21 protein-coding genes and 1 pseudogene are annotated in these 21,807 nt (G+C 61.7%); 12 read left to right on the top strand and 10 right to left on the bottom strand.

Annotated elements, in window-relative coordinates; genetic code table 11:
• Positions 1 to 2 precede the first annotated feature (2 nt).
• Complete coding sequence (locus AC07S6_RS04000; RefSeq protein WP_073522382.1) at positions 3 to 1,412, bottom strand: circularly permuted type 2 ATP-grasp protein; 1,410 nt, start codon at positions 1,410 to 1,412, stop codon at positions 3 to 5.
• 428 nt (positions 1,413 to 1,840) lie between these two features.
• On the opposite strand from AC07S6_RS04000, the gene AC07S6_RS03995 reads away from it, so the two are divergent.
• The 3 genes from AC07S6_RS03995 to AC07S6_RS03985 all read left to right on the top strand — a co-directional run bounded on the left by AC07S6_RS03995 (position 1,841) and on the right by AC07S6_RS03985 (position 2,830).
• Complete coding sequence (locus AC07S6_RS03995) at positions 1,841 to 2,386, top strand: hypothetical protein (protein WP_014718415.1); 546 nt, start codon at positions 1,841 to 1,843, stop codon at positions 2,384 to 2,386.
• An 85-nt stretch (positions 2,387 to 2,471) separates the two neighbouring features.
• Positions 2,472 to 2,684, top strand: a complete 213-nt coding sequence (locus AC07S6_RS03990) for a hypothetical protein (RefSeq protein ID WP_096144667.1) — start codon at positions 2,472 to 2,474, stop codon at positions 2,682 to 2,684.
• A gap of 11 nt (positions 2,685 to 2,695) precedes the next feature.
• On the top strand, positions 2,696 to 2,830 hold the full coding sequence (locus tag AC07S6_RS03985; RefSeq protein ID WP_014718417.1) for a hypothetical protein: 135 nt from the start codon (positions 2,696 to 2,698) through the stop codon (positions 2,828 to 2,830).
• On the opposite strand, the gene AC07S6_RS03980 is transcribed toward AC07S6_RS03985, so the two are convergent.
• Together AC07S6_RS03980 and AC07S6_RS03975 are read right to left on the bottom strand one after the other, a co-directional pair.
• Complete coding sequence (locus AC07S6_RS03980; protein ID WP_054899059.1) at positions 2,821 to 3,168, bottom strand: helix-turn-helix domain-containing protein; 348 nt, start codon at positions 3,166 to 3,168, stop codon at positions 2,821 to 2,823. The genes AC07S6_RS03985 and AC07S6_RS03980 overlap by 10 nt on opposite strands.
• Positions 3,169 to 3,223: 55 nt before the next feature.
• Positions 3,224 to 4,570 carry a cation:proton antiporter gene (locus tag AC07S6_RS03975; RefSeq protein WP_495111756.1) on the bottom strand — a complete coding sequence of 449 codons (1,347 nt, stop codon included), beginning with the start codon at positions 4,568 to 4,570 and terminating at the stop codon, positions 3,224 to 3,226.
• A gap of 192 nt (positions 4,571 to 4,762) precedes the next feature.
• Here AC07S6_RS03975 and AC07S6_RS03970 point away from each other — a divergent pair.
• A pseudogene (locus AC07S6_RS03970) lies at positions 4,763 to 5,938 on the top strand (pyridoxal phosphate-dependent aminotransferase); the annotation flags it as partial.
• A gap of 38 nt (positions 5,939 to 5,976) precedes the next feature.
• Here the strand turns inward: AC07S6_RS03970 and AC07S6_RS03965 are convergent.
• A complete protein-coding gene (locus tag AC07S6_RS03965) occupies positions 5,977 to 6,417 on the bottom strand; it encodes an Lrp/AsnC family transcriptional regulator (RefSeq protein WP_197881398.1) in 441 nt (146 codons plus the stop codon).
• Positions 6,418 to 6,525: 108 nt separating this feature from the next.
• Between AC07S6_RS03965 and AC07S6_RS03960 the strand changes: the two genes are divergently transcribed.
• On the top strand, positions 6,526 to 7,434 hold the full coding sequence (locus AC07S6_RS03960; RefSeq protein WP_490614534.1) for a DMT family transporter: 909 nt from the start codon (positions 6,526 to 6,528) through the stop codon (positions 7,432 to 7,434).
• Positions 7,435 to 7,511: 77 nt separating this feature from the next.
• Here the strand turns inward: AC07S6_RS03960 and AC07S6_RS03955 are convergent, their stop codons facing one another.
• From AC07S6_RS03955 to fabF, 3 genes are all read right to left on the bottom strand, one after another.
• The gene (locus AC07S6_RS03955) at positions 7,512 to 9,491 is read right to left on the bottom strand and encodes a peptidase U32 family protein (protein ID WP_019820074.1); all 1,980 of its coding nucleotides are present in this window, start codon (positions 9,489 to 9,491) and stop codon (positions 7,512 to 7,514) included.
• A 779-nt stretch (positions 9,492 to 10,270) separates the two neighbouring features.
• Positions 10,271 to 10,651 carry a RidA family protein gene (locus tag AC07S6_RS03950; protein ID WP_014718423.1) on the bottom strand — a complete coding sequence of 127 codons (381 nt, stop codon included), beginning with the start codon at positions 10,649 to 10,651 and terminating at the stop codon, positions 10,271 to 10,273.
• A 71-nt stretch (positions 10,652 to 10,722) separates the two neighbouring features.
• Positions 10,723 to 11,991, bottom strand: coding sequence for a beta-ketoacyl-ACP synthase II (gene fabF, locus AC07S6_RS03945; protein ID WP_014718424.1), 1,269 nt, complete (start codon positions 11,989 to 11,991; stop codon positions 10,723 to 10,725).
• A 107-nt stretch (positions 11,992 to 12,098) separates the two neighbouring features.
• Between fabF and AC07S6_RS03940 the strand changes: the two genes are divergently transcribed.
• A complete protein-coding gene (locus AC07S6_RS03940; protein WP_032873990.1) occupies positions 12,099 to 12,575 on the top strand; it encodes a winged helix-turn-helix transcriptional regulator in 477 nt (158 codons plus the stop codon).
• Positions 12,576 to 12,579: 4 nt separating this feature from the next.
• Here AC07S6_RS03940 and AC07S6_RS03935 read toward each other — a convergent pair whose 3' ends face one another.
• From AC07S6_RS03935 to AC07S6_RS03925, 3 genes are all read right to left on the bottom strand, one after another.
• Complete coding sequence (locus AC07S6_RS03935) at positions 12,580 to 13,449, bottom strand: isocitrate lyase/PEP mutase family protein (protein ID WP_014718426.1); 870 nt, start codon at positions 13,447 to 13,449, stop codon at positions 12,580 to 12,582.
• Between the two features lie 110 nt (positions 13,450 to 13,559).
• Complete coding sequence (locus AC07S6_RS03930; RefSeq protein ID WP_057975952.1) at positions 13,560 to 14,228, bottom strand: DUF3313 domain-containing protein; 669 nt, start codon at positions 14,226 to 14,228, stop codon at positions 13,560 to 13,562.
• On the bottom strand, positions 14,228 to 14,539 hold the full coding sequence (locus AC07S6_RS03925) for a hypothetical protein (protein WP_034127413.1): 312 nt from the start codon (positions 14,537 to 14,539) through the stop codon (positions 14,228 to 14,230). The genes AC07S6_RS03930 and AC07S6_RS03925 overlap by 1 nt, the downstream gene beginning before the upstream one ends.
• A 165-nt stretch (positions 14,540 to 14,704) precedes the next feature.
• Between AC07S6_RS03925 and AC07S6_RS03920 the strand changes: the two genes are divergently transcribed.
• From AC07S6_RS03920 to AC07S6_RS03895, 6 genes are all read left to right on the top strand, one after another.
• A complete protein-coding gene (locus AC07S6_RS03920; RefSeq protein WP_371264155.1) occupies positions 14,705 to 15,415 on the top strand; it encodes a response regulator in 711 nt (236 codons plus the stop codon).
• Positions 15,412 to 16,740, top strand: coding sequence for an ATP-binding protein (locus tag AC07S6_RS03915; RefSeq protein ID WP_495111755.1), 1,329 nt, complete (start codon positions 15,412 to 15,414; stop codon positions 16,738 to 16,740). Before AC07S6_RS03920 ends, AC07S6_RS03915 begins: the two co-directional genes overlap by 4 nt.
• Positions 16,741 to 17,019: 279 nt before the next feature.
• Positions 17,020 to 17,976 (top strand): ABC transporter substrate-binding protein, encoded by a 957-nt coding sequence (locus tag AC07S6_RS03910; protein ID WP_034127415.1) that lies wholly within the window; start codon positions 17,020 to 17,022, stop codon positions 17,974 to 17,976.
• A gap of 22 nt (positions 17,977 to 17,998) precedes the next feature.
• On the top strand, positions 17,999 to 19,330 hold the full coding sequence (locus tag AC07S6_RS03905) for an LLM class flavin-dependent oxidoreductase (RefSeq protein WP_495111754.1): 1,332 nt from the start codon (positions 17,999 to 18,001) through the stop codon (positions 19,328 to 19,330).
• A gap of 101 nt (positions 19,331 to 19,431) precedes the next feature.
• The gene (locus tag AC07S6_RS03900) at positions 19,432 to 20,271 is read left to right on the top strand and encodes a helix-turn-helix transcriptional regulator (RefSeq protein ID WP_032873985.1); all 840 of its coding nucleotides are present in this window, start codon (positions 19,432 to 19,434) and stop codon (positions 20,269 to 20,271) included.
• A gap of 36 nt (positions 20,272 to 20,307) precedes the next feature.
• Complete coding sequence (locus tag AC07S6_RS03895) at positions 20,308 to 21,690, top strand: aspartate aminotransferase family protein (RefSeq protein WP_495111753.1); 1,383 nt, start codon at positions 20,308 to 20,310, stop codon at positions 21,688 to 21,690.
• The last annotated feature ends 117 nt before the right edge of the window (positions 21,691 to 21,807 follow it).

Here is a 21,807-nt window from a genome sequence, read left to right as displayed (position 1 = left end):
ACTCAGCCCTCCACCACCCAGGTGTCCTTGGTTCCGCCGCCTTGCGACGAGTTGACGACCAGCGAGCCTTCTTTCAGCGCCACGCGGGTCAAGCCGCCGGGCACCAGGCGGGTTTCCTTGCCCGAGAGCACGAACGGGCGCAGGTCGATATGCCGGGGTGCGATGCCGTTTTCGACAAAGGTCGGGCAGGTGGACAGGCTCAGGGTCGGTTGGGCGATATACGCATGGGGACGGGCCTTGATGCGTTGGCGGAAGTCCTCGATCTCGGCGGCCGTCGACGCCGGACCCACCAGCATGCCGTAGCCGCCGGAGCCCTGGGTTTCCTTGACCACCAACTGCTCGAGGTTGGCCAGCACATGAGACAGTTCATCGGGCTTGCGGCATTGGAAGGTCGGCACGTTTTGCAGGATCGGTTCCTCGTCCAGGTAGAAGCGGATCATCGCCGGTACGTAGGGGTAGATCGACTTGTCGTCAGCCACCCCGGTGCCGATGGCGTTGGCCAGTACCACATTGCCGGCGCAGTAAGCCGCCACCAGCCCCGGCACGCCGAGCATCGACTCGGGGTTGAACGCCTGGGGGTCGAGGAAGGCGTCGTCGATGCGCCGGTAGATCACGTCCACCGCCTTGGGGCCGTCGGTGGTGCGCATGAACACCTTGAGGTCATGCACGAACAGATCAGCGCCTTCCACCAGTTCCACACCCATTTCCCGGGCAAGGAACGCGTGTTCGAAGAAGGCGCTGTTGAAGCGCCCAGGCGTCAACACCACCACATTCGGGTTATCGAGGCGGCTGGCGCTCTTGAGCGTCTTGAGCAACAGGTTGGGGTAGTGGTCCACCGGGGCAATGCGTTGCTTGGCGAACACTTCCGGGAACAGGCGCATCATCATCTTGCGGTCTTCGAGCATGTAGCTCACGCCGCTGGGGGTGCGCAGGTTGTCTTCCAGCACGTAATAGGTGCCGTCGCCGTCGCGTACCAGGTCGACACCGGAGATGTGCGAGTAAATGTCGCGGTGCAGGTCCAGGCCGACCATTGCCTTCTGATACCCCTCGTTGCCCAGCACCTGTTCTGCCGGAATGATCCCGGCCTTGATGATGCGCTGGTCGTGGTAGATGTCGGCGAGAAACATGTTCAGTGCGTTGACCCGCTGGATGCAGCCACGCTCGATCAGGCTCCATTCACTGGCGGGGATGCTGCGGGGAATGATGTCGAAGGGAATCAGGCGTTCGGTGTCTTGCTCGTCGCCATACAGGGTGAAGGTGATCCCGGCGCGATGGAACAGCAAGTCCGCTTCACGGCGACGCTGGGCCAGCAGTTCTGGCGGCGTATTGGCCAGCCAGCGAGAGAAGTCCTGATAGTGCGCACGGCATACGCCGTTTGCGTCATTCATTTCATCAAAGAAAGATCGAGCCATTCCAGTACCTTGTCAGTGCCCAGTGTGGCTTTGGGTGGCACTGCCGCTTAAAAAAACGCATGTTTTTATGAGCCCGTGGCTGAAGGTGCCAACAGACCTGGTCCTTACTTTCTTATGGGGGCGGCTCTGGGTCGGGGGGTAACGCATGCTCCTGTTTTCCGGGTGGTGAATGGATAAAGCAATGCCTGTGCCGGAATGCGAACTAGGCATCAATAACCTGTGGCGAGCGAGCTTGCTCGCGCCGGGCTGCGCAGCGGCCCCAATAAAAGCGGGAGCGTTGCGCACTCCAGCGCGAGCAAGCTCGCTCGCCACAGGAGGGGGCTCACCACAATGGGGCGCGGCGTGTTTCAGATTGGTGCGCCAACCCACTTGAACTTCATCGAGCCCCGATTCTTCTAAGAAGTTTCGTCACCTTGTGGAGCACCGTCGTGTCCAGAATCATCTCCCCCCACACTCCGGAAGCGGCCCTGAACGACCACAGCGAACACAACGCAAAGATTTTCGGCTCGCCCAAGGACCGCCTCGACTTTTACCGGCGCGAGATCCAGTACGAAACCAGCATCCTGGCTAACCGCACCGACGCCTACCTGACCGCGCAATCCTTCCTGGTGATTGCCTTTGTCTCCGGCATGGGCAACCTCAACCCGGAATGGGGCAAGCTGTTCACGCTGGTGGTGCCGATCTTCCTGGTTTCGCTGGGTATTCTCAGTTCGCTGAATGCCTGGCCCGGTATCCGTGCGGCGTATGAAATCATCGACCACTGGCACTACAAGCAAAGCGAATTGCTGCGCAGCGAGCCGGTGATGGGCATGGCCTACGATGAGTCGCCACTGTTTTCCGAGGTGGAGTCGAGCCACAAGGGCTATCGCAAGTCGTTGTTGTTTTCCATGCGCGCGCCGTGGTTGTTCATGGTGTTCTGGCTGGTGTTGGGCATCTATGCGTTTTATATCCAAGTGGACAATCCACTGCGCTGACCACGCGGACGGAACTTCAGCCGTGGCCGTGACGCCTTAGCTCTATGCGGTACAGATTTTTCACCGGCCTGCAAAGAGGTGCCTCATGACCCAGCCTAAAGATCCCCAGACCCACAATCGCAACGACCCAGCCATCGACGGCGGCGAGCCGGCCCCTGGCACCGCCGCCGATGCGCCCAAGGATCCAACGCCTGCGAGCGACCCAAAGGCCAAGGAAAACGACTACAGTCCAGACTTCAGGCCCGAGCGTGAGCACAAGCCTGAAACCGATGCCGATATCGATACCCAAGGCGGTTAGAGGAGACGCACATGTCAAAAGAACTGGACGATGAACTCAACGACCCGGGCAACGAAGACCCGGGTTCGCTGATGGACGATGCCGAGGTACCGCTGAACGACCTGGATGAAGCGGCGGACGTTGGCAACACTGAAAATCAGGACTGATCCGGCGGCGGGCCCGAGGGATTGCTGAGCTTGAAGTAGACGTCTTCCTCGGCCCCGCCGTCCAGCGACACCTCCTGGCCCACCACGCGGTTATCGATCAGCGTCTGCGCCTGATCGCGGCTGATATTAACCACCGTGCTGCGCTTGCCGGTGATTACATACACCACATCCACCCCGTGTTCGGCCAAAGCTGCCAGGTAGTTCGCATGGGGCAGGTCTTCGCCCAGTTCATATTGACGTTGCTCGCGTGTGGTCACGCCGCCTGCCTGCGCCAGGTATTGCTGCGAATATCCCAGGCGTTGGCGTTCCTCAAGCAATCGTTGGGCGATGTTTTTCATTAGTTGACTCGCACTGTGGGTCCTGACTGTTTGAAACCCCGGGGCGGTGCCGGATTCAATTTTTTTGCGCGGCCTGACGCTCATACCACGCCAGCATGGGCTGGGTGCTCAACCCGTGGGCCAGGATGCTCAATGCGATGACCGATAGCGTCAAGTTGACCGCCACCGCACTGCTGGTGCCCACCAGGCCATGGTTGAGCGCATAGAACAGGTAGTAAATGCTGCCGATCCCACGGATGCCGAACCAACTGACCAGGCTGCGTTGGCGATGGTCCAGCAGGCGGCCCCAAGGCATGGCGAATACACTGGCGGGGCGAATCACACAAAACAGCAATGGTGCCACCGCCAACGCGGCCCACTCCCAGTGGCTGACCAGCACGATGCCCAAGACTGTCACCAGGAACACCTCCATGGCCCGCTCCACCAGGCTGCCGAATGCCAGCATGTCGCCCATCATCACGCCTGCCGCGATCTGGGTGTCCTTCAACTGGCTGACGTCACCATGCAAGGCTTGCTCGGGCTCGATTTCGAGGTGGCCCACCACCGGTTGCGCCAGGTGCTCGGCGGGTGTCTGGGCGTTGCCGGTGGACTTCACCTCGGCCTGGCGCAACCCCAGGCCCGCCGCGAATACCGACAGGAAGCCATAGCCGCCCACGGCTTCGGCGGTCACATAGGCAAGGGCGATCAATGCCAGTGTCAGGTAATCATTGGGCGAGAGGGTGCTGTCGGCATTGATCAGGCGCAGGCGCAACGTCACCCGGCCGATTCCTCGGCCCATCCAGTAGCCGATCAATAGCCCGACCGGCACCGCCCATACCAGGTTTTTCAGCACCCAACCGCCGACCCAGTCGCCATCGAAGCCGCCATGTTGCATGAACAGCAGGCCGAAGATCACAAACGGAAAGGCGCTGCCATCGTTCAGCCCCGCTTCGCCGGACAGACCGAAGCGCAGCGCATCGTAGTCCTGGGCATTGTTGACCTGAACCAGGCCCGCCAGCACCGGGTCGGTCGGCGCCAGGATCGCGCCCACCAACAAAGACACCCCCCACGACAGATCAAGCAGGTAATGCAGCAACAGCCCGGTGCCGAGGATGGTCAACAGCATGACCGGGCCGGCCAGGCCGAAGGCGATGCGCCAGGTGCGATGCTTGAGCGGCAGGCGCAATTTAAGGCCGCTGACAAACAGCGAAAACAGCACTGCCACTTCGGTCAGGTGCTCCATCCAGCGCGCCGACCCCTTGATGTCCAGGTGCAGCAGGTCCACACCCAGGGGGCCGATGGCGGTGCCCAGCAACAGGCACACCGCCGAGGTGGTGACCGGCATCCAGCGCAAGTATGAGGAGGTGAGGGCCAGGGTAAGCAGTACGGCGCCCAATACGGCCAGCCATAGAATGAAAGTCATTGTGCGTGTTCCAGGGCCGTGGTCTATGCAACTTTGAGAACGGCGACCGGAAGGGGGTTCAATGTGATTGCCCGCCATGGGGACAAGGCCCTATTTAGCCATTGAACGAAGGTTTGCCATGCACTAAGTTGGCCGCTTGTCGCCCGCGCATCTACGGATCTGCGTCTTTCTTCTTTCACCAGAGGCTCTGGCATGAAGTTTTCTCCCTTCGTTGAGCGCATTGCAGGGCAGGGCGTTGCCGCCTGGGACATCCACCACGCCGCGTTCGACGCCGCCAGCCAGGGCGAAGACGTCATCATCCTCAGCGTCGGCGACCCGGATTTCGCCACGCCGACCTTTATCACCGACGCCGCCGTCAATGCCTTGCACGCGGGAGATTCCCACTACACCGAGATCGCCGGTCGCCCCGCACTGCGCGAGGCGATCGCAGCCCGTTACAGCCAGACCCTTGCCCGGCCGTTGGCCGCCGACAACGTGATCATCGTGCCCGGTGCGCAGAACGCGCTGTTCATCAGTTCGCTGTGCCTGTTGCAGGGCGGTGACGAAGTGTTGGTGCTCGACCCGATGTATGTCACCTACGAAGCCACGCTCAAGGCCAGCGGCGCCACCCTGGTGCGGGTGCCCTGCAGTGCTGAGGCCGGCTTTCGCCTGAATCCGTCCTTGCTCGCCGCCGCGATCACCCCGCGTACCCGGGCGATATTCTTTTCCAATCCGAACAACCCCACTGGCGTGGTGCTTGACCTGCAGGAGCTGCAAGCCATTGCCGACCTGGCCATCGCCCATGATCTGTGGGTGGTGGTGGATGAGGTCTACGAAAGCCTGGTGTTCGACGGTCAATACCACAGCCTCGCGGCATTACCGGGCATGGCCCAGCGCTGCATTGTGATCGGCAGCTTGTCCAAGTCCCACGCCATGACCGGCTGGCGTATCGGCTGGCTCATCGCTCCAGTGCAAATGGTGCAGCACGCCGAAACCCTGCTGTTGAGCATGATGTACGGCTTGCCCGGCTTCGTGATGGAGGCGGCGACCGCCGCGGTGTTGGCCCACGATGACGTCACTGAAGGTATGCGGGAGACCTACCGACGCCGACGTGACCTGGTAGTGACCGCCTTGAGCACCTGCCCAGGCATCCGGGTGCTGGCGCCGCAAGCGGGCATGTTCGTGCTGGTGGATGTGCGCGGTACGGGGCTGGGGTCGCTGGATTTTGCCTGGCGCCTGTTTCGCGAAGCGGGCGTGTCGGTGCTGGACGCGGCAGCCTTCGGCGAGCCGGCCCAGGGGTTCGTTCGACTGTCCTTTACCCTGGGCGAGGAGCGCCTGGCGCAAGCCTGTCGGCGGATTGTGGGGTTTGTGGAAAAGCTGACCAGTGAGCGGGCCGAGCACTGGGCATGAGTACCTGAACAACCCATTTAGTCAGCCAACGGCGGCAAACGCCGTTTCACCGGGGTTTTCTTGACGATAGCGGTGTTGGTTTCGGCATAGGTATTCAGCCGGTCCAGCAGCGTGTCGAGGTGTTCCATGGTGCGTACATGCAGGCGTGCGATAAAGCAGTCGTCCCCGGTAACCTTGTCGCACTCTGTGAACTCGGGGATCGCCTGGATCTGACGCTCCACCTCCTGCAATTTGCCGGGCAGGGGGCGGATGCGCACGATGGCTTGCAGCAGATAACCGAAGTGTCTGGGGTCGATGTCGACGGTGTAGTGGGTCAGCACGCCACGTTCTTCCAGGCGCCGCAGGCGTTCGCTGACGCTGGGTGACGACAGCCCGGTGATGCCTGCCAGGGCCTTGAGGGACAACCGCGAGTCGTCCATCAAAGCGGCGATCAATTGCTGGTCGATGGTGTCGATCATGGTCTGTGCCTAATAAGAAAAGGTGATTTCGGGCTTTTGCCTTTTTTAGTCGCTTTAGCCGTCACCAACAGATTGCCATACTGGAGCCTCACTTGAGGAGCCTCAATCATGGATTCATCCATCCGTCGCGGGTCGTGGGAAATGGTCGCCGCCATGCTGATCTCGGGCAGCATTGGCTGGTTTGTGCTGGTGTCTGGCGTGTCGGTGATCGAGGTGGTGTTCTGGCGCTGTGTGATCGGTGCGCTGACGCTGGTACTCGTGTGCGCCTGGCTGGGTTACCTGCGCCTGGACCTGCTCAGTTGGGCAAAACTGGGGCTGGCCGTGCTCAGCGGCGTGGCCATCGTCGGCAACTGGTTGCTGCTGTTCGAATCCTATTCCCGTGCCTCCATCGCTATCAGCACCGCGGTGTATAACGTGCAGCCGTTTATCCTGGTGATGCTGGCGGCGGTGTTTCTCGGTGAAAAAATCACCGTGCAGAAACTGGTGTGGTTGAGCGTGGCGTTTCTGGGCATGTTGGCGATTGTCACCGCCCATGGCGAGCAAACGGGTGGCGGTGATTACCTGGTAGGCATCGCGCTGGCCCTGGGTGCGGCATTTTTATATGCGGTCGCGGCGTTGATCATCAAGCGCCTCAAGGAAGTACCGCCGCATTTGATGGCATTGATCCAGGTGGCCACTGGCGCGCTATTGCTGGCGCCGCTGGTGCCCTGGAATGGCCTGCCGGCATCCACCACAACGTGGGCGGCCTTGGTCACTTTGGGGGTGGTGCACACGGGTTTGATGTACGTACTGCTGTATGGCGCGATCCAGAAACTGCCGACGGCCATTACCGGCGCACTGTCGTTCATCTACCCGATTGCGGCGATCTTTGTGGATTGGATTGCGTTCGGGCATCGCCTGGGGTGGCTGCAATGGCTGGGCGTGGCGGCGATTCTGCTGGCAGCGGCAGGGTTGCAGCGGGGCTGGTGGTGGCCCCGCAACCTCGGTAGGCGCGAGCTTGCTCGCGAAGAAGGTTAACGATGACGCCGCGTATCAGGGTTGAAACGCGGCGTTCTCTCGTTCTTCGCGAGCAAGCTCGCTCCTACAGGTGAGGGTTAGTGCGTGCCCTGATAGATGAGGTTTTCCGGGTTGAAATGCTCCACCGCGCTGCCAGGCTGCGGCAGGCCGAGGATATGCCCCTTGATCTTGCCCACCACATGCATCTCGCAGGGTTTGCAGTCGAACTTCAGGGTCAGCACTTCGTCACCGTGGATCAATTGCATCGGCGCCACCTTGGTCTTTACCCCGGTCACTCCTTTGGCCTGTTTAGGGCACAGGTTGAACGAGAAACGCAGGCAGTGCTTGGTGATCATCACCGGCACTTCGCCGGTTTCTTCGTGGGCTTCGAAGGCTGCATCGATCAGCTTCACGCCGTGACGATGGTAGAAGTCCCGGGCCTTCTGGTTGTAGACGTTGGCCAGGAACGACAGGTGCGCCTCAGGGTAAACCGGCGGCGGCGAGGTTTCAGCCTTGCGCCCGCCCCGCGGATGCGCGGCGACGCGTGCGGCGGTCAGTGCTTCGATCACTTCACGGCGCAAGGCCTTGAGCTGCGAATTGGGGATGAAGAACGCTTGCGGCGCATCCAGTTCGATACGGGTGGCGTGGTACTCGGTGGTGCCGAGCTGGCCGAGCAGGTCGCGCAGGGTGTCCAGCGCCTGTTCCGGCTTGTTGGCCACGCCAAACGGGCCGGGCAGGGTGACGCTGGCGCTGATGCCTTCTTCGCTGGTCGCGGTGATTTGCAGCTGCTCTTCACGCAGGCGTGCGACCCATGACAAGCCGATACGGCGCTCGGCCGAGGTCTTGAGCAGGGCCTGTTGCCAGTTGTGGTCCAGGTTGCGATTGAGCGGGTGATGCGGGCGCAGTTGATGCAGGCCGGCCGGCATTTCGTTGGGCTCGACGCGGTAGCGGTAGCGCTTTTCACCGTCTTCCTCGAACTCACCCTTGGGCTCGGCGATGTTGGCGCGAAAACCCACCACTTCACGCTTGATCAGCACATTGAGGCCGTCGCCGTTGGACAGCGGCTCATGGGTGACCACCTGCAAGTCGCGCTTGCCGGCTTTTTCCACGGTGCCCACGGGCAGGCCGGTAAAGGTCGGGGTGTCAAACGCGCCGATGTCGATCTTGCGGTCGCTGACAAAGTAATCGGTGCTGCCGCGGTGGAAGGTTTTTTCCGGGTCGGGCAGGAAGAAGTGCGCGGTACGCCCGCTGGAAGCGCGGGCCAGGTCCGGACGGTCTTCGAGGATCTCGTCGAGGCGCTGGCGGTAGTAGGCGGTGATGTTCTTCACATAACCCATGTCCTTGTAGCGGCCTTCGATCTTGAACGAACGCACGCCCGCTTCGACCAGGGCACGCAGGTTGGCGCTCTGGTTGTTGTCTTTCATCGACAGCAGGTGCTTTTCAAAGGCCACCACGCGGCCTTGGTCATCTTTCAGGGTGTAGGGCAGGCGGCAGGCCTGGGAGCAGTCGCCACGGTTGGCGCTGCGGCCATTTTGCGCGTGGGAGATATTGCACTGCCCGGAGAACGCGACACACAGGGCGCCGTGGATAAAGAACTCGATGGCGGCATCGGTCTCGTCGGCAATGGCGCGGATCTCTTGCAGGTTCAACTCGCGGGCCAGTACCAACTGCGAGAAACCGGCCTGGTCGAGAAACCTGGCCCGGCCCAGGGTGCGGATGTCGGTCTGGGTGCTGGCGTGCAGCTCGATCGGCGGAATATCCAGCTCCATCACGCCCAGGTCTTGCACGATCAGCGCATCGACACCGGCATCGTAGAGTTGATGGATCAGCTTGCGCGCAGGTTCCAGCTCGTTGTCATGCAAGATGGTGTTGATGGTGGTGAAGACGCGGGCGTGGTAACGGCGGGCGAATTCCACCAGTTGAGCGATATCGCTCACCTCGTTACACGCATTATGGCGGGCGCCGAAGCTCGGCCCGCCGATATAAACGGCGTCGGCGCCGTGCAGGATAGCCTCGCGCGCAATGGCGACATCGCGGGCAGGGCTGAGCAATTCCAGGTGATGCTTGGGCAAGGACATAGTTTTTAGTCAGGCTTGTCACGGTCGAGGCGCGCATTGTAGCCGTGAAATGCCTGGGCGGCATCTACCGCAGGGCTGTCGGGCCTAATGCAAGTCCGTTAAGCGAACGCATTACTCAACGCAACGAAGACCCAATGTGGGAGCTGGCTTGCCTGCGATGGCCATAGGTATCTACACAATTTTGGTGCGACGCTGAACCTGTGGCGAGGGAGCTTGCTCCCGTGACGGCCTGACAGCCAGCGCTGTTCTAACTGACGCGCCGCTGTCCAAATGTGGGAGCTGGCTTGCCTGCGAAGACGGCCTGACAGTCAACCCAGTTGGACCGTGTACATATCCATTCCTGCGGTAACTGCCACTTAGGGTTCCGCCTGACGGCGGGTCACTTTGGAAAAGAGCCCCAAAGTAACCAAAGGGCTCTTGCCCCACCACTCGGCACCTCGCCTAGGCTCGGTGTGCCCGTAATCCGCCAGTGATTTGGGGGGCCGCCGCCACGCGCCATCCATGGCGCGGGGCGGCTAAACCGGCATCCCTGCCGGTTTACCCCCCAAATCACTGTCGAATTCCGGCCAGCGTGGTTTGACGGGGCGCCTAAGATCAAAAGCAGATCAAGAGCGGCTCGCTTCGCATCGTAGTTACCGTTGGCGGGTACAGCCCACAAAGTTGTGTAGATACCTATGCTGCGATGGCGATGGAACATTCACCACCGCTATCGCAGGCAAGCCCACCTTTTTGACCGCGTTCGACATTCCGATCAGATCGGCGTTAACGGCGTCACAGATTCAAGCCTTGGCAGCCATCGCCGTCACTTCCACCCGCATACCTTCCACCGCCAAGGCGGCAACGCCCACTGCCGCCCGCACTGGCCAGGGCTTGGCGAAAAAGCGCTTGTAGACCTCGTTGAACGCAGCACGGTCGGCCATGTCGGTGAGGTAGATGGTCAGGTGCATGACCCGGTCCATGGAACTGCCGGCTTTTTCCAGCGCAACTTTCAGCGCTTGCAGGGTGCACTCGCTTTGCAGGGTGATATCGCCCAGTTCCAGGCTGCCATCGGCATGGGTGGGAATCTGGGTGGAGACCAGGATGCCGTTGAAGCCGATCACGTCGGAGGAGATGGAATCGGCGTCCGGGTCAGGGGTATAGGACAGGTCGTGGTTGGCCATGGGCACCTCGTGTTGGCAGGAACAGAAAGGCGCCATGGTCGGTGAAATTCACTCCAGGGGCAAACCCCGGCTTATATCCAGCGTCGGAACAGCACGCTGGCGTTCACGCCGCCAAAGCCGAAGCCATTGGACAGCGCGTATTCAATCGGCATGGGCCGCGCCTCATCGCGCACCATGTCCAGGCCGTCGGCGAGGGCGTCTGGGTTTTCCAGGTTGAGTGTCATTGGCGCGATCTGGTCACGCAGGGCAAGCACGGTGAAGACGGCTTCGATGCCCCCCGCAGCACCGAGCAAGTGGCCGGTGGCGGATTTTGTCGAGCTGATCGCCGGGCTGCCGCCGGTACCGAATACCGTCCTGATCGCCGCCAGCTCGCCCTTGTCGCCCACAGGCGTGGAGGTCGCGTGGGCATTCAGGTACTGCACCTGCGATGCCTCGATGCCCGCCTGGCGCAACGCTTGAGTCATTGCCCGGCGCGCACCGTCACCGTCTTCAGGCCCTGCGGTCATGTGATAGGCGTCTGCACTGGTGCCATAGCCCACCAGTTCGGCAATCGGCTGTGCGCCCCGCGCCAGGGCATGCTCCAGTTCTTCAATTACCAGAATGCCGGCGCCTTCGCCCATCACAAAGCCGTCGCGCGCCTGATCGAAGGGGCGCGAAGCGCGCTGCGGCGTGGCATTGAAATCGCTGGACAGCGCTCGCGCTGCGGCGAATCCGGCAAGGCTGACGCGATGAATCGCCGCTTCGGCACCGCCGCATACCGCGACGTCGACTTCCCCGGCGCGGATCATTCGCGCTGCGTCGCCGATAGCCTGAACCCCGGCTGCACACGCGGTTACTGGCGCACCCAGCGGGCCTTTCAAGCCATAGTTGATCGACACATGCCCGGCGGCCATGTTGCTCAGAAACGATGGAATGGTGAAGGGCGACAGACGACGCGGGCCCTTGCTGTCAGTGGTGCGCACCGCATCGGCAATGGCCGGGAAACCACCGACACCGGAGGCGATGATGGTCGCCGTGCGCGCCTGCTCCTCAGGTGTTTTGGGTGCCCAATTGGCCTGCTTCAGGGCTTCATCCGCCGCCGCCAGGGCGAACAAGATAAAGCGGTCCATCTTGCGCTGTTCCTTGGCCGCCAACAGTCGATCAGGATCAAAACCGGCTTCGGGGTCTTGCAACGCACTTTGCACCTGGCCGCCGATGCTGACCGCCAGATCACCGATCAACTCTTGCGGCAAACGGCGGATGCCCGACTGTCCGTCCAGCAAGCGCTGCCAAGTGGATTCCACGCTCGACCCCAGCGGCGTCAGCGCGCCCATGCCCGTCACGACGATACGTTTACTCATGCTCAATCGACTCCTGTTGCTTGAAGGGTACACAGCGTATGGACGTCACTATCATCATGAAAGTAACATGGCGTCATACAAGTTTGTACTCGCACACAGGAATACTTATGCAGCGCAAATCCCTCATCAGTGCCGAATGCCCCATCGCCCGTAGCCTTGAACGGGTAGGGGAGTGGTGGAGCATGCTGATCATGCGCGACGCCTTGCACGGCTTGCGCCGTTTTGACGAGTTCTCGCGCAGCCTGGGCATCGCGCCCAACATGCTGACGCGCCGCCTTAATGGCTTGGTAGAAGCGGGGATGCTGGAGCGCCGCGCCTACAGCGAGCGGCCGCCACGCTACGAATACGTGCCGACGGCCAGAGGCGAAGACTTTCGTATGGTGCTGATGGCGTTGGTGGCGTGGGGCAATCGGCATTACGCCGAGGAGGGCATCAGTGTCGAGGTGGTGGAACGCGAGACGGGCCGGCCGGTGCAGCCGATGATGGCGACGGAGGAAGGTGCGTGGGTGGCGATGGATCAGTGCGTGGTACAGCCCGGCCCGGCCGCCAGCGCAGGGATGCGCCAACGGCTGAGCCGTGAGTGATTGATTACTCTTTTACATCCATGAACTCTTCGGCCCACGCCACATAGCTCTCAGGCAAGGTGTAAGTGTGGGTCAACTCCGTCGCACTGAGGTTCGAAGTGCTATGGGTCAGCTGGCGCTGGGCACGCAGGCTGTCGTAAGTGGCCTTGATCGCGGCGAAGTAGGCGCCATGCCCGGCCACCACGATGCGTACGCCCAGGCTGGCCAGGCGCTCGCTGTCGTGCAGTTGTGGGTTGCCGTAGGTCACCAGCATCAGCGGAACGCTGAGGTTCTCCGCGATTTGCTCCAGGTGGTCGAAGTCCTTGACGCCGACCATGCAGATGCCGTCAGCACCGGCCTTTTCGTAGGCCTTGGTCCGCGCAATCACGTCGCTGGTGGGCAGCACGCCGGCATTGGTGCGCGCAATGATCGACAGCGCCGGGTCGACACGTGCCTCCAGCGCGGCCTTGACCTTGCCGATGCCTTCTTCGACGGAAATCAGGTCCGTGGATTTACGCCCGAATTGCGCGGGCAAGAGGGTGTCTTCGATGGTCAGCGCAGCGACGCCGGCGCGTTCCAGTTCTTCGACGGTGCGCATCACGTTCAGGGCGTTGCCGTAGCCATGGTCGGCATCGGCGATGAAGGGCAACTGGGCCACACGGCCGATGCGGGTGGCTTGCTCGACGAACTCACTCAGGGTAATCAACGCAAAATCGGGGGCCGCCAGCACCTGCAGGGAGGCGACCGAGCCGCCCAGGATTCCCACTTCAAACCCCAGGTCGGCCGCGATGCGGGCAGACATGGGGTCGAATACGGAGGCGGTTTCAACGCACAGGGGCGTTGCCAGCAGGTCACGGAAATTACGGCGTAGCGCTGAGTGAGAAATCTTGGGCATGGTCTTTCCTGGCTTTGGTCATCGTCAAGTGACGATCAATGTCTATTCGTGGTGCCGGGAGATTACCACGCAGATGCCCCTGTGATTATGACGTTTGAGCGCGGTGAGGGTTATCGAGCGACTGCACTGTACGACGTACCCAGGTCGCGGGCCCAGCCGTCGAGCACGTCCTTGACGTTGTCGGCGGTCATGACTTGCTTGTCATTGGCCAGGGGGGCACCGGTGCCTTTACGCACCATGGCCGCCACGACATCGCCGGTCGAACCATCTTCCAATGAGAGCTCCGTGGCGATTTCACTGTCTCGATCGCGTATGCCTGTGGCGGCGCTCACGCCCGCTGCGACCAGGGTGATCGGCAGCCACTCATACAACCGCAGTCCCTGGGGGCTGGTGGCGATGCGGGTGATGGCAGGGCGTACTGTGAGGGTGTCAGGGCCAGGTTTTGAGGCCAGGTAAACGTATTTGCCAAGTTCCGAGCGCAGTACCAGGTCGTAGTAGCCGGTGACGTGGGAGAGCGTGCTTTGCGGGATCTGAGCGCTGGGTTCAACAGCCGGGAAAAACTGGCTAGGCGCCAGGTAGACCTGCTTGTAGCGGCCGCGCTTCAAGGCCGGGCTGATCCAACTCAGTACGGTCTGGCCCGACGGGCTCTGTTGTTCTTTAAGCAGGCTGTAGTCATGAAGAAAGCCTGTATATCGCTCGGGTTCGACCTTGTTGCTGCTGCAAGCCATCAGGCTCAGGGTGGCCGCCATCAGTAGCAGGAGTGAGCATTTACGGGCCATCAATGGGTTGCCTGTTCGTTTGGAGTGTCGTGTGACGATTCGATATGCAACTGGCCATGGGTCATGATCCAGTGGACAAGCTCGGCGATGGGAATGGAGTGGGCGTACTCGACCCAGCGCCCGGCGTCGGGGCTGTAGTGTTCGAAGTAGCGACGCAGCACGATACGGTCCAGGTCCGCGTTCAGCCCCAGGCAGGATTCCTGGAACAGCATCGGGCTATCCTGAGCCGGGGAAGAGGTGCGCTGGCTCAGTACCAGTGGCCGCGCATCGCCTGCTGCTTGCTCGGTGTACCTGCTGCTCGAAACTTTCATAGGCGTCTTTCGTGAGTGGGAGATGTGCAGAATGCCCGACAGGTTTTGCCCAAAGATGTCCGGGTTGTGTCCGTGGCGAAGGAATGTTGCTCGATTGAAATAAATGACCCCGGCGCCGGAATGGTTTTAGATGTCGTTCTTTTTTTGGCCTGGGAATCTGTGAACGTGAGCAGACTGCTGATCGTCGATGACGACGTGGAAGTGCTGGCATTGCTGAAGAAATTCTTCGTCCAGCACGCCTATGAAGTCGACGTGGCCGCCGACGGCGAGGCCATGTGGGCGGCCGTCGCACAACAGCGGCCGGACACGATCATCCTCGACCTCATGTTGCCCGGCGAAGGCGGCCTCAGCCTCTGCCAGAAAGTGCGGGCGCAGTTCGGCATCCCTATCATCATGCTCACGGCCATGGGCGAGCTGAGCGACCGCATTGTTGGCCTGGAGCTGGGCGCCGACGACTACCTGACCAAACCCTTCGCCCCGCGCGAATTGCTGGCCCGCCTGCGCGCTGTGCAACGGCGTGCGGGACAGCCGGTCATCGCGGCCGACGAGCGCTCACGCCCGGTGATTGCCTTCGCCGGTTGGCATCTGGATATCACCTGTCGCGAGCTGCGTTCGCCGGAGGGCGTCATGATCCCGTTGTCCGGTGGCGAGTTCGACCTGCTGGTAGTGTTTCTCGAACACCCCCAGCGCATTCTCACCCGCGACCAGTTGATCGACCTGACCCACGGCCAGGGCCACGACGCCTTCGACCGCAGCATCGACGTGCAGGTCAGCCGGCTGCGGCGCAAGATCGAGCCCGATTGCAAGCGCCCGGACCTGATCCGCACCGTGCGCAATGGCGGCTATCTGTTCACTGCCCCGGTGACCCGCGCATGATTCGCCGCCTGCTGCGCCGCGACACCCTGAACCGGCGGATCGCCCTGACCATTCTCGCCGCGATGCTCGCCTCACTGGCCCTCAATGCCTTGTTCGTGCAGGTGGCCGGGGTGTGGGCGCGTCCGCCCATCGACCGCACGGGGTTGCTGGAACAAATGGCCGCGACGTTGAAAGTGATCGAGGCGGCGCCTGCGCCGTTGCGCTCGCATCTGGCGGCAGCGGCCAGCGATGCCCGGTTGCAGGTGACGTGGCATACCGACCCCGTGGATTTCGGCCTGCCCAGCGGCGGCAACGTGCTACAGGCGGGCGAAGTCCCGGGGATACAGGCGTTGTTTGGCACGGGGCGCACCATTCAGGTGTACAGCCCGGACGATTGGCCCCGTGGCAGCCCCGACGCGCATTATGTCGCGCTGGTGCAGTTACTTGATGGCAGCTGGTTGTCCTTTATCCCACCCGAACGCAGTTGGGGCCTGAGCGCACCCACGCGGATTGCGGTGATCATCATCCTGGGGTTGATCGCCACCTTGCTGGTCGCCTGGGTGGCCACCCGGCAATTGGCCAAGCCATTGCAGCGTTTCGCCAGTGCCGCCAGACGCTTCGGCGGCGATCTGCGCGCACCGCCCATCGACATCGAAGGCCCCGACGAAATACGCCAGGCCACTATCGCCTTCAACACCATGCAGGCGCAAATCCAGCACTTCATCGGCGAACGCACCCAGATGCTGGCAGCCATTTCCCATGACTTGCGCGCGCCTTTGACGCGAATACGCCTGCGCTGCGAGTTCATGGAGGATCTGGACCATCAGCACAAGCTGATTCGCGATGTCGAGGAAATGCAGTCGATGATCAACGCCGCGCTGGCGTTTTTCCGCGACGATACGGTGCTGGAGCACAGCACGGCATTCGATCTGTCGGAACTGCTGCAAACCATCATCGACGACTATCGCGACCAGCAGCTGACGGTCGACTTCCGGGGGCCGCCCCATCTGGTCTATCACGGCCGGCCATTGGCGCTTAAACGGGTGGTGGTCAACCTGCTGGAAAATGCCGCCAAGTACGCCCGGCACCCCGGCATTGCTCTGAGTGTTGACGATCAGAGGGTGTGCATCGAAGTCAACGATGAGGGCCCGGGGATTCCCGAGGCGGACCTGGAACGGGTGTTCGACCCGTTCTTTCGTCTCGAGACCTCACGCAACCGCAATACCGGTGGGGTGGGGCTTGGGCTCTCGGCGGCGCGGGCCATTGTGCGCGAGCAGGGCGGTGAGCTGAGCCTGAGCAATCGGCGTGGTTCGGGGTTGGTGGCCCGGGTTGAATTGCCGCGCTAGCGTGATGCGATATGCGCATTATTAATGAATTAGGTTATGCGTTATCAGTATTTTACATCTCGCCTTCAACACTACGAAAATAGCTCGGACACCCAAAAACCTGTGGCGAGGGAGCTTGCTCCCGCTGGGGCGCGAAGCGGCCCTGCTCTTTTTCAGGAGCATGGGGCCGCTACGCAGCCCAGCGGGAGCAAGCTCAATCGCCACAGATAAAAGCTTTTTAAAACCGAGACCGTGCGTGCGGATCGATTTGAATGCCCCACAAGGCATCTGGAGACGAACGTGCGTTACCTCAAAACCCTGGCGGCCGGGTTGGCCGCCTCTTTGCTGTGTCTGACGGCGCAGGCGCAAACCCTGGTGGTCGGCGACCAGAGCTACAACGCCCAGGCCGTGATGGAAGCGGCGGGGGTGCTCGATGACCTGCCTTACACGCTGGACTGGAAGCAGTTCACGGCCGGGTCGCCGGTGGCCGAAGCGCTCAACGTCGGCAGCCTGGACCTGGGCCTGCTCGGGGATGCCCCGGTGTTGTTCCTGGGCGCCTTGGGTGCACCGATCAAAGTGATTGCCGTCAGCCGGCAAAATCTCGACGGCGTAGCCATCCTGGTAAAAAAAGACTCGTCGATCCACAGCCTGGCCGATCTGGCAGGCAAGCGCGCTGCGATCTGGAAAGGTTCCTGGAGCCAGCAACTGTTGCTGACCGCACTGGACAAGGCCGGGGTTGCGCGGGATTCGCTGCAATGGCGCTACCTCAGCGCCCTGGATGCCTCCCACGCGCTGGAAGGCGGTGCGGTTGACGTGATCGCCACCTGGGAACCCTACGTCACGCAACAGGAACGCCAAGGTGCGCGGGTGTTGGCAACCGCTGAAGACTTGATCCCGGCCCAGAGTTTCATTGCCGCCAACGCCAGTGCTGTCGAGGCCAAGCGTGAACCCATCAGTGACTTTCTCCAGCGCCTGAAAAAAGCCCGCGACTGGGCGCGCCAAAGCCCGGCCAACGCCAACGCGTATGCCGATGCCTGGGCCAAGCGCACCCGCGCTGATGCCGACATCGCCCGCGTCTGGTTTGCCCGCGCACGCACCACCGTCGAGCCGCTGACGCCTCAGGCGCCCATCGAGGCGCAAAAGACCGTGGACTTTTTTGCCGGCCTGGGCCTGGTCAAGTCTTACTCGGCCGCCACGTTGTTCGACCCTTCATTCGCGGCCGCCTTGCAACCCGCCGTCGCCACCACCCAGCCCTGACCGCTTGAAGGACTACTGCGCAATGACTAAAAGACAGCTCAAACTGGGCGCCCTGACCATGGGCTGCGGTGGGCCGGGCCGCCATAACCTGTGGCTTGATCCGCAATTGCCGGCCGATGCCAGCGTCAACGTCGATTGGTACATCGAGATAGCGCGCCAGGCCGAGGCGGCGCTGTTCGACCTAATGTTCATCGTCGACAGCCAGTTCATCACCGAAGGCTCGCCCTCCCATTACCTCAATCGCCTGGAGCCGCTGACGTTGCTGTCGGCACTGGCCGTGAGCACGCGGCATATCGGCCTGGTCGGTACGCTGACGACCTCGTATAACTCGCCGTATAACGTCGCCCGGCGCCTGGCCTCCCTGGACCTGATCAGCAAAGGCCGCGCCGGCTGGAACGTGGTGACCAGTGGCGATGCCGGTACCGCCGGCAATTACAGCCGCGACGAACATTACGACTATGCCACCCGCTACGGGCGTGCCGCCGAACACGTTCAGGTGGTACAGGGGCTGTGGAACTCTTACGAAGACGATGCGTTTGTGCGCAACCGTGCCACTGGGCAGTTTCTCGACCCGAGCAAGCTGCACAGCCTGAACCACCAGGGCGAACACTTTTCGGTGGTGGGCCCGCTGAATATCCAGCGCTCCCCCCAGGGCCAACCGGTGATATTCCAGGCTGGCGACTCCGAACAAGGCCGTGACCTGGGCGCCGCCACCGCCGATGTGATCTTCACCCACGCAGCCAGTATCGAGCAGGGCCAGGCGTTTTACCGGGATATCAAGGGTAGGGCGGCACAACGGGGGCGCGATCCGGAACAGGTACTGATCATGCCCGGTGCGGAAATTTACGTGGGCGACACCGATGCCCATGCCCGGGAAATCGAGCAGCACTACCATCAGCTCGACCACAGTTTCGCGCTGGCGCTCAAGGAGTTCGGGCGCAATTTTGGTTGGCATGATTTCAGCCAATACGACCTGGACGCGCCGTTCCCGCAAGAGAGCCTGGAGGCCGCGCGCAGCAGTTTTTTCACCGCAGCCAAACGCATCGCAGACCAGGCCCGGGAAAAGGGCTTTACCCTGCGCCAGGCCGTCGAATTTGGCCGGCAATTACGCCCAGGCGCGTTCGTGGGCAGCGCCGCCACGGTGGCGCAGAAAATGGCGGATTGGTTCCAGGCGCGGGCGGTGGATGGGTTCAATATCTACATCGGGCACCCTGGGCAATTTGATCGCTTTACTCAGGAGGTGATCCCTTTGCTGCAGGAGCGCGGTGTTTATCGCACGGCCTACGAGGGCTCGACCTTGCGTGAAAGCCTGGGCTTGGCGATTCCGAGGTTCCAGCGCCCCCCCTCACCCTAAGGGGTGATTTCGATGACTTTGCGGGTGTGGGACTATCACTTCAGTCCCCGGCGCCAGTGACCTGGTGTCGCACCCAACCGTTATGACGGCGAGTCTTCGAAGTGGATAATGATCGACTGTCTTCAGCCCAGTGGTTCGAACAGATAGCCAGGGTGACCGAGAGCATCGGGCACGCGGGGTTTGCCGCCACGTTGTTCGATGCCCTGGGGTGTATCCGCCCCATTCAGGCCACGACCTTGTACCTGTACCCCCACGACGGCATGCCCAGCGCAGTGTTCGAACTGGACGGGCCATGGCTGCCCCAGGGCAATGTGCGCCAGTACCTCTCCGGGTTTTACTTGCTCGACCCGTTCTACGGCGCCTGCGTGGAGGGGGCGGCTTCCGGCTGCTACGACCTCGCCGACGTAGCCCCCGATCACTTCGAGCACAGCGAGTACTACCAGTCGTTTTACCGGCATTCGCATCTGGAGGATGAGCTCAACTACATCCTGCAGGCGAGCAACGGCTTGAGCCTGGCGGTGTCGCTGGCCTTTACGCAAAAGCTCGACGCGGCCACCACCGAGCAATTCAAGCGCATAGCACCTTGGGTACTGGCGGTGCTGGGCAAGCACTTCGCCGGCCTGGAGACTCAGGGCGCGCGCTTCGAAAGCCTGTTGGAACAGCGTATTCACTCGGCACTAAACAACTTCGGCTCGTCGCTGCTCACCGAACGCGAATGCCGGATCACCCAGTTGATCCTGCGCGGCCACTCCACACGTTCGCTGGCCGAGCGCCTCGGAGTCTCCGAAGACACTATCAAGTCCCATCGCAAGCACATCTACAGCAAGCTCGACATCGGCACGCAATCGGAACTGTTTTCCCTGTTTATCGACTCGTTGGCCGAGGCCCAGGGCGGGCTGAGCAAAGACCCCCTCGAACGCTACATGAGCAAAAGCCGTTGACCGACTGCATGACCACCCACAACAAGAGAAAAAGCCATGAACCTACCCTTTGAACCGCAACGCCAGACCCAGGACTACCAGGCCTCGGACGCGGCGCACCATATCCATGCCTTTGTGGATCAAAAGGCGCTGAATGCCGAAGGCCCACGCGTAATGGTCCGCGGTGAGGGCCTGTACCTGTGGGACAGCGAGGGTAAGCGTTACCTGGACGGGATGTCGGGCCTGTGGTGTACGCAGCTGGGTTATGGCCGCAAGGACCTGACCTCTGCGGCGGCTGCGCAGATGGATCAGTTGGCGTACTACAACATGTTCTTTCACACCACCCATCCGGCGGTGATCGAGCTGTCCGAGTTGCTGTTCAGCCTGTTGCCAGGGCACTACAGCCATGTGATCTACACCAACTCCGGTTCCGAAGCCAATGAGGTGCTGATCCGCACCGTACGCCGCTACTGGCAAGTGCTCGGCAAGCCGCAGAAGAAGATCATGATCGGTCGCTGGAACGGCTATCACGGCTCCACCCTGGCGGCGTCTGCCCTGGGCGGCATGAAATTCATGCATGAAATGGGCGGCTTGATCCCGGACGTCGCGCACATTGACGAGCCTTATTGGTACGCCCAGGGTGGTGACTTGACCCCGGCCGAGTTCGGGCGGCGCTGCGCCCTGCAACTGGAAGAAAAGATTCTGGAGTTGGGCGCGCAAAACGTCGCCGGTTTTATCGCTGAACCTTTCCAGGGCGCCGGCGGCATGATTTTTCCGCCAGAAAGCTACTGGCCAGAGATCCAGCGTATCTGTCGCCAATACGATGTGCTGCTGTGCGCTGATGAAGTGATTGGCGGTTTCGGTCGTACAGGTGAGTGGTTTGCCCATCAGCATTTCGGCTTCGAACCCGACACGTTGTCGATCGCCAAGGGCCTGACCTCAGGTTACCTGCCCATGGGCGGTTTGGTATTGAGCAAACGCATGGCCGAAGCCCTGGTGGAGCGGGGCGGGGTGTTTGCCCATGGACTGACGTATTCCGGGCACCCGGTTGCGGCGGCGGTGGCCCTGGCCAACCTCAAGGCGCTGCGTGACGAAGGGATCGTGCGCCAGGTGAAGGACGACACCGGGCCGTATTTGCACACGCTCCTGCATGAAGTCTTTGGTAACCACCCGCTGATCGGCGAGATCCAGGGTACCGGCTTGCTGGCAGCCTTGCAGTTTGTCGAGGACAAGGGCACGCGCAAACGCTTTGCCAATGAAAACGACCTGGCCTGGCAATGCCGCACGTTTGGCTTCGAAGAAGGCGTGATTATTCGCTCGACCCTGGGCCGTATGATCATGGCGCCGGCCCTGGTGGCCAGCCGCGCGGAGCTTGATGAGCTGGTCGACAAAACCCGCATTGCGGTGGACCGCACCGCACGGATCGCGGGAAAACTGTGAAGGGCTGAGCCCCTGCATGCCGCTCGGTTGAACAGGGTGGGCGCCCCATAGCGGCCTGCCCACCGCTCCCAATGGATGACTCATCAACGGTGTCGATTTGATCGAACGCCGCGGTGC

The sequence above is a fragment of the Pseudomonas sp. GW821-FHT07B01 genome, from assembly GCF_059419065.1.
This window is presented reverse-complemented; position numbering and strand designations above follow the sequence as displayed.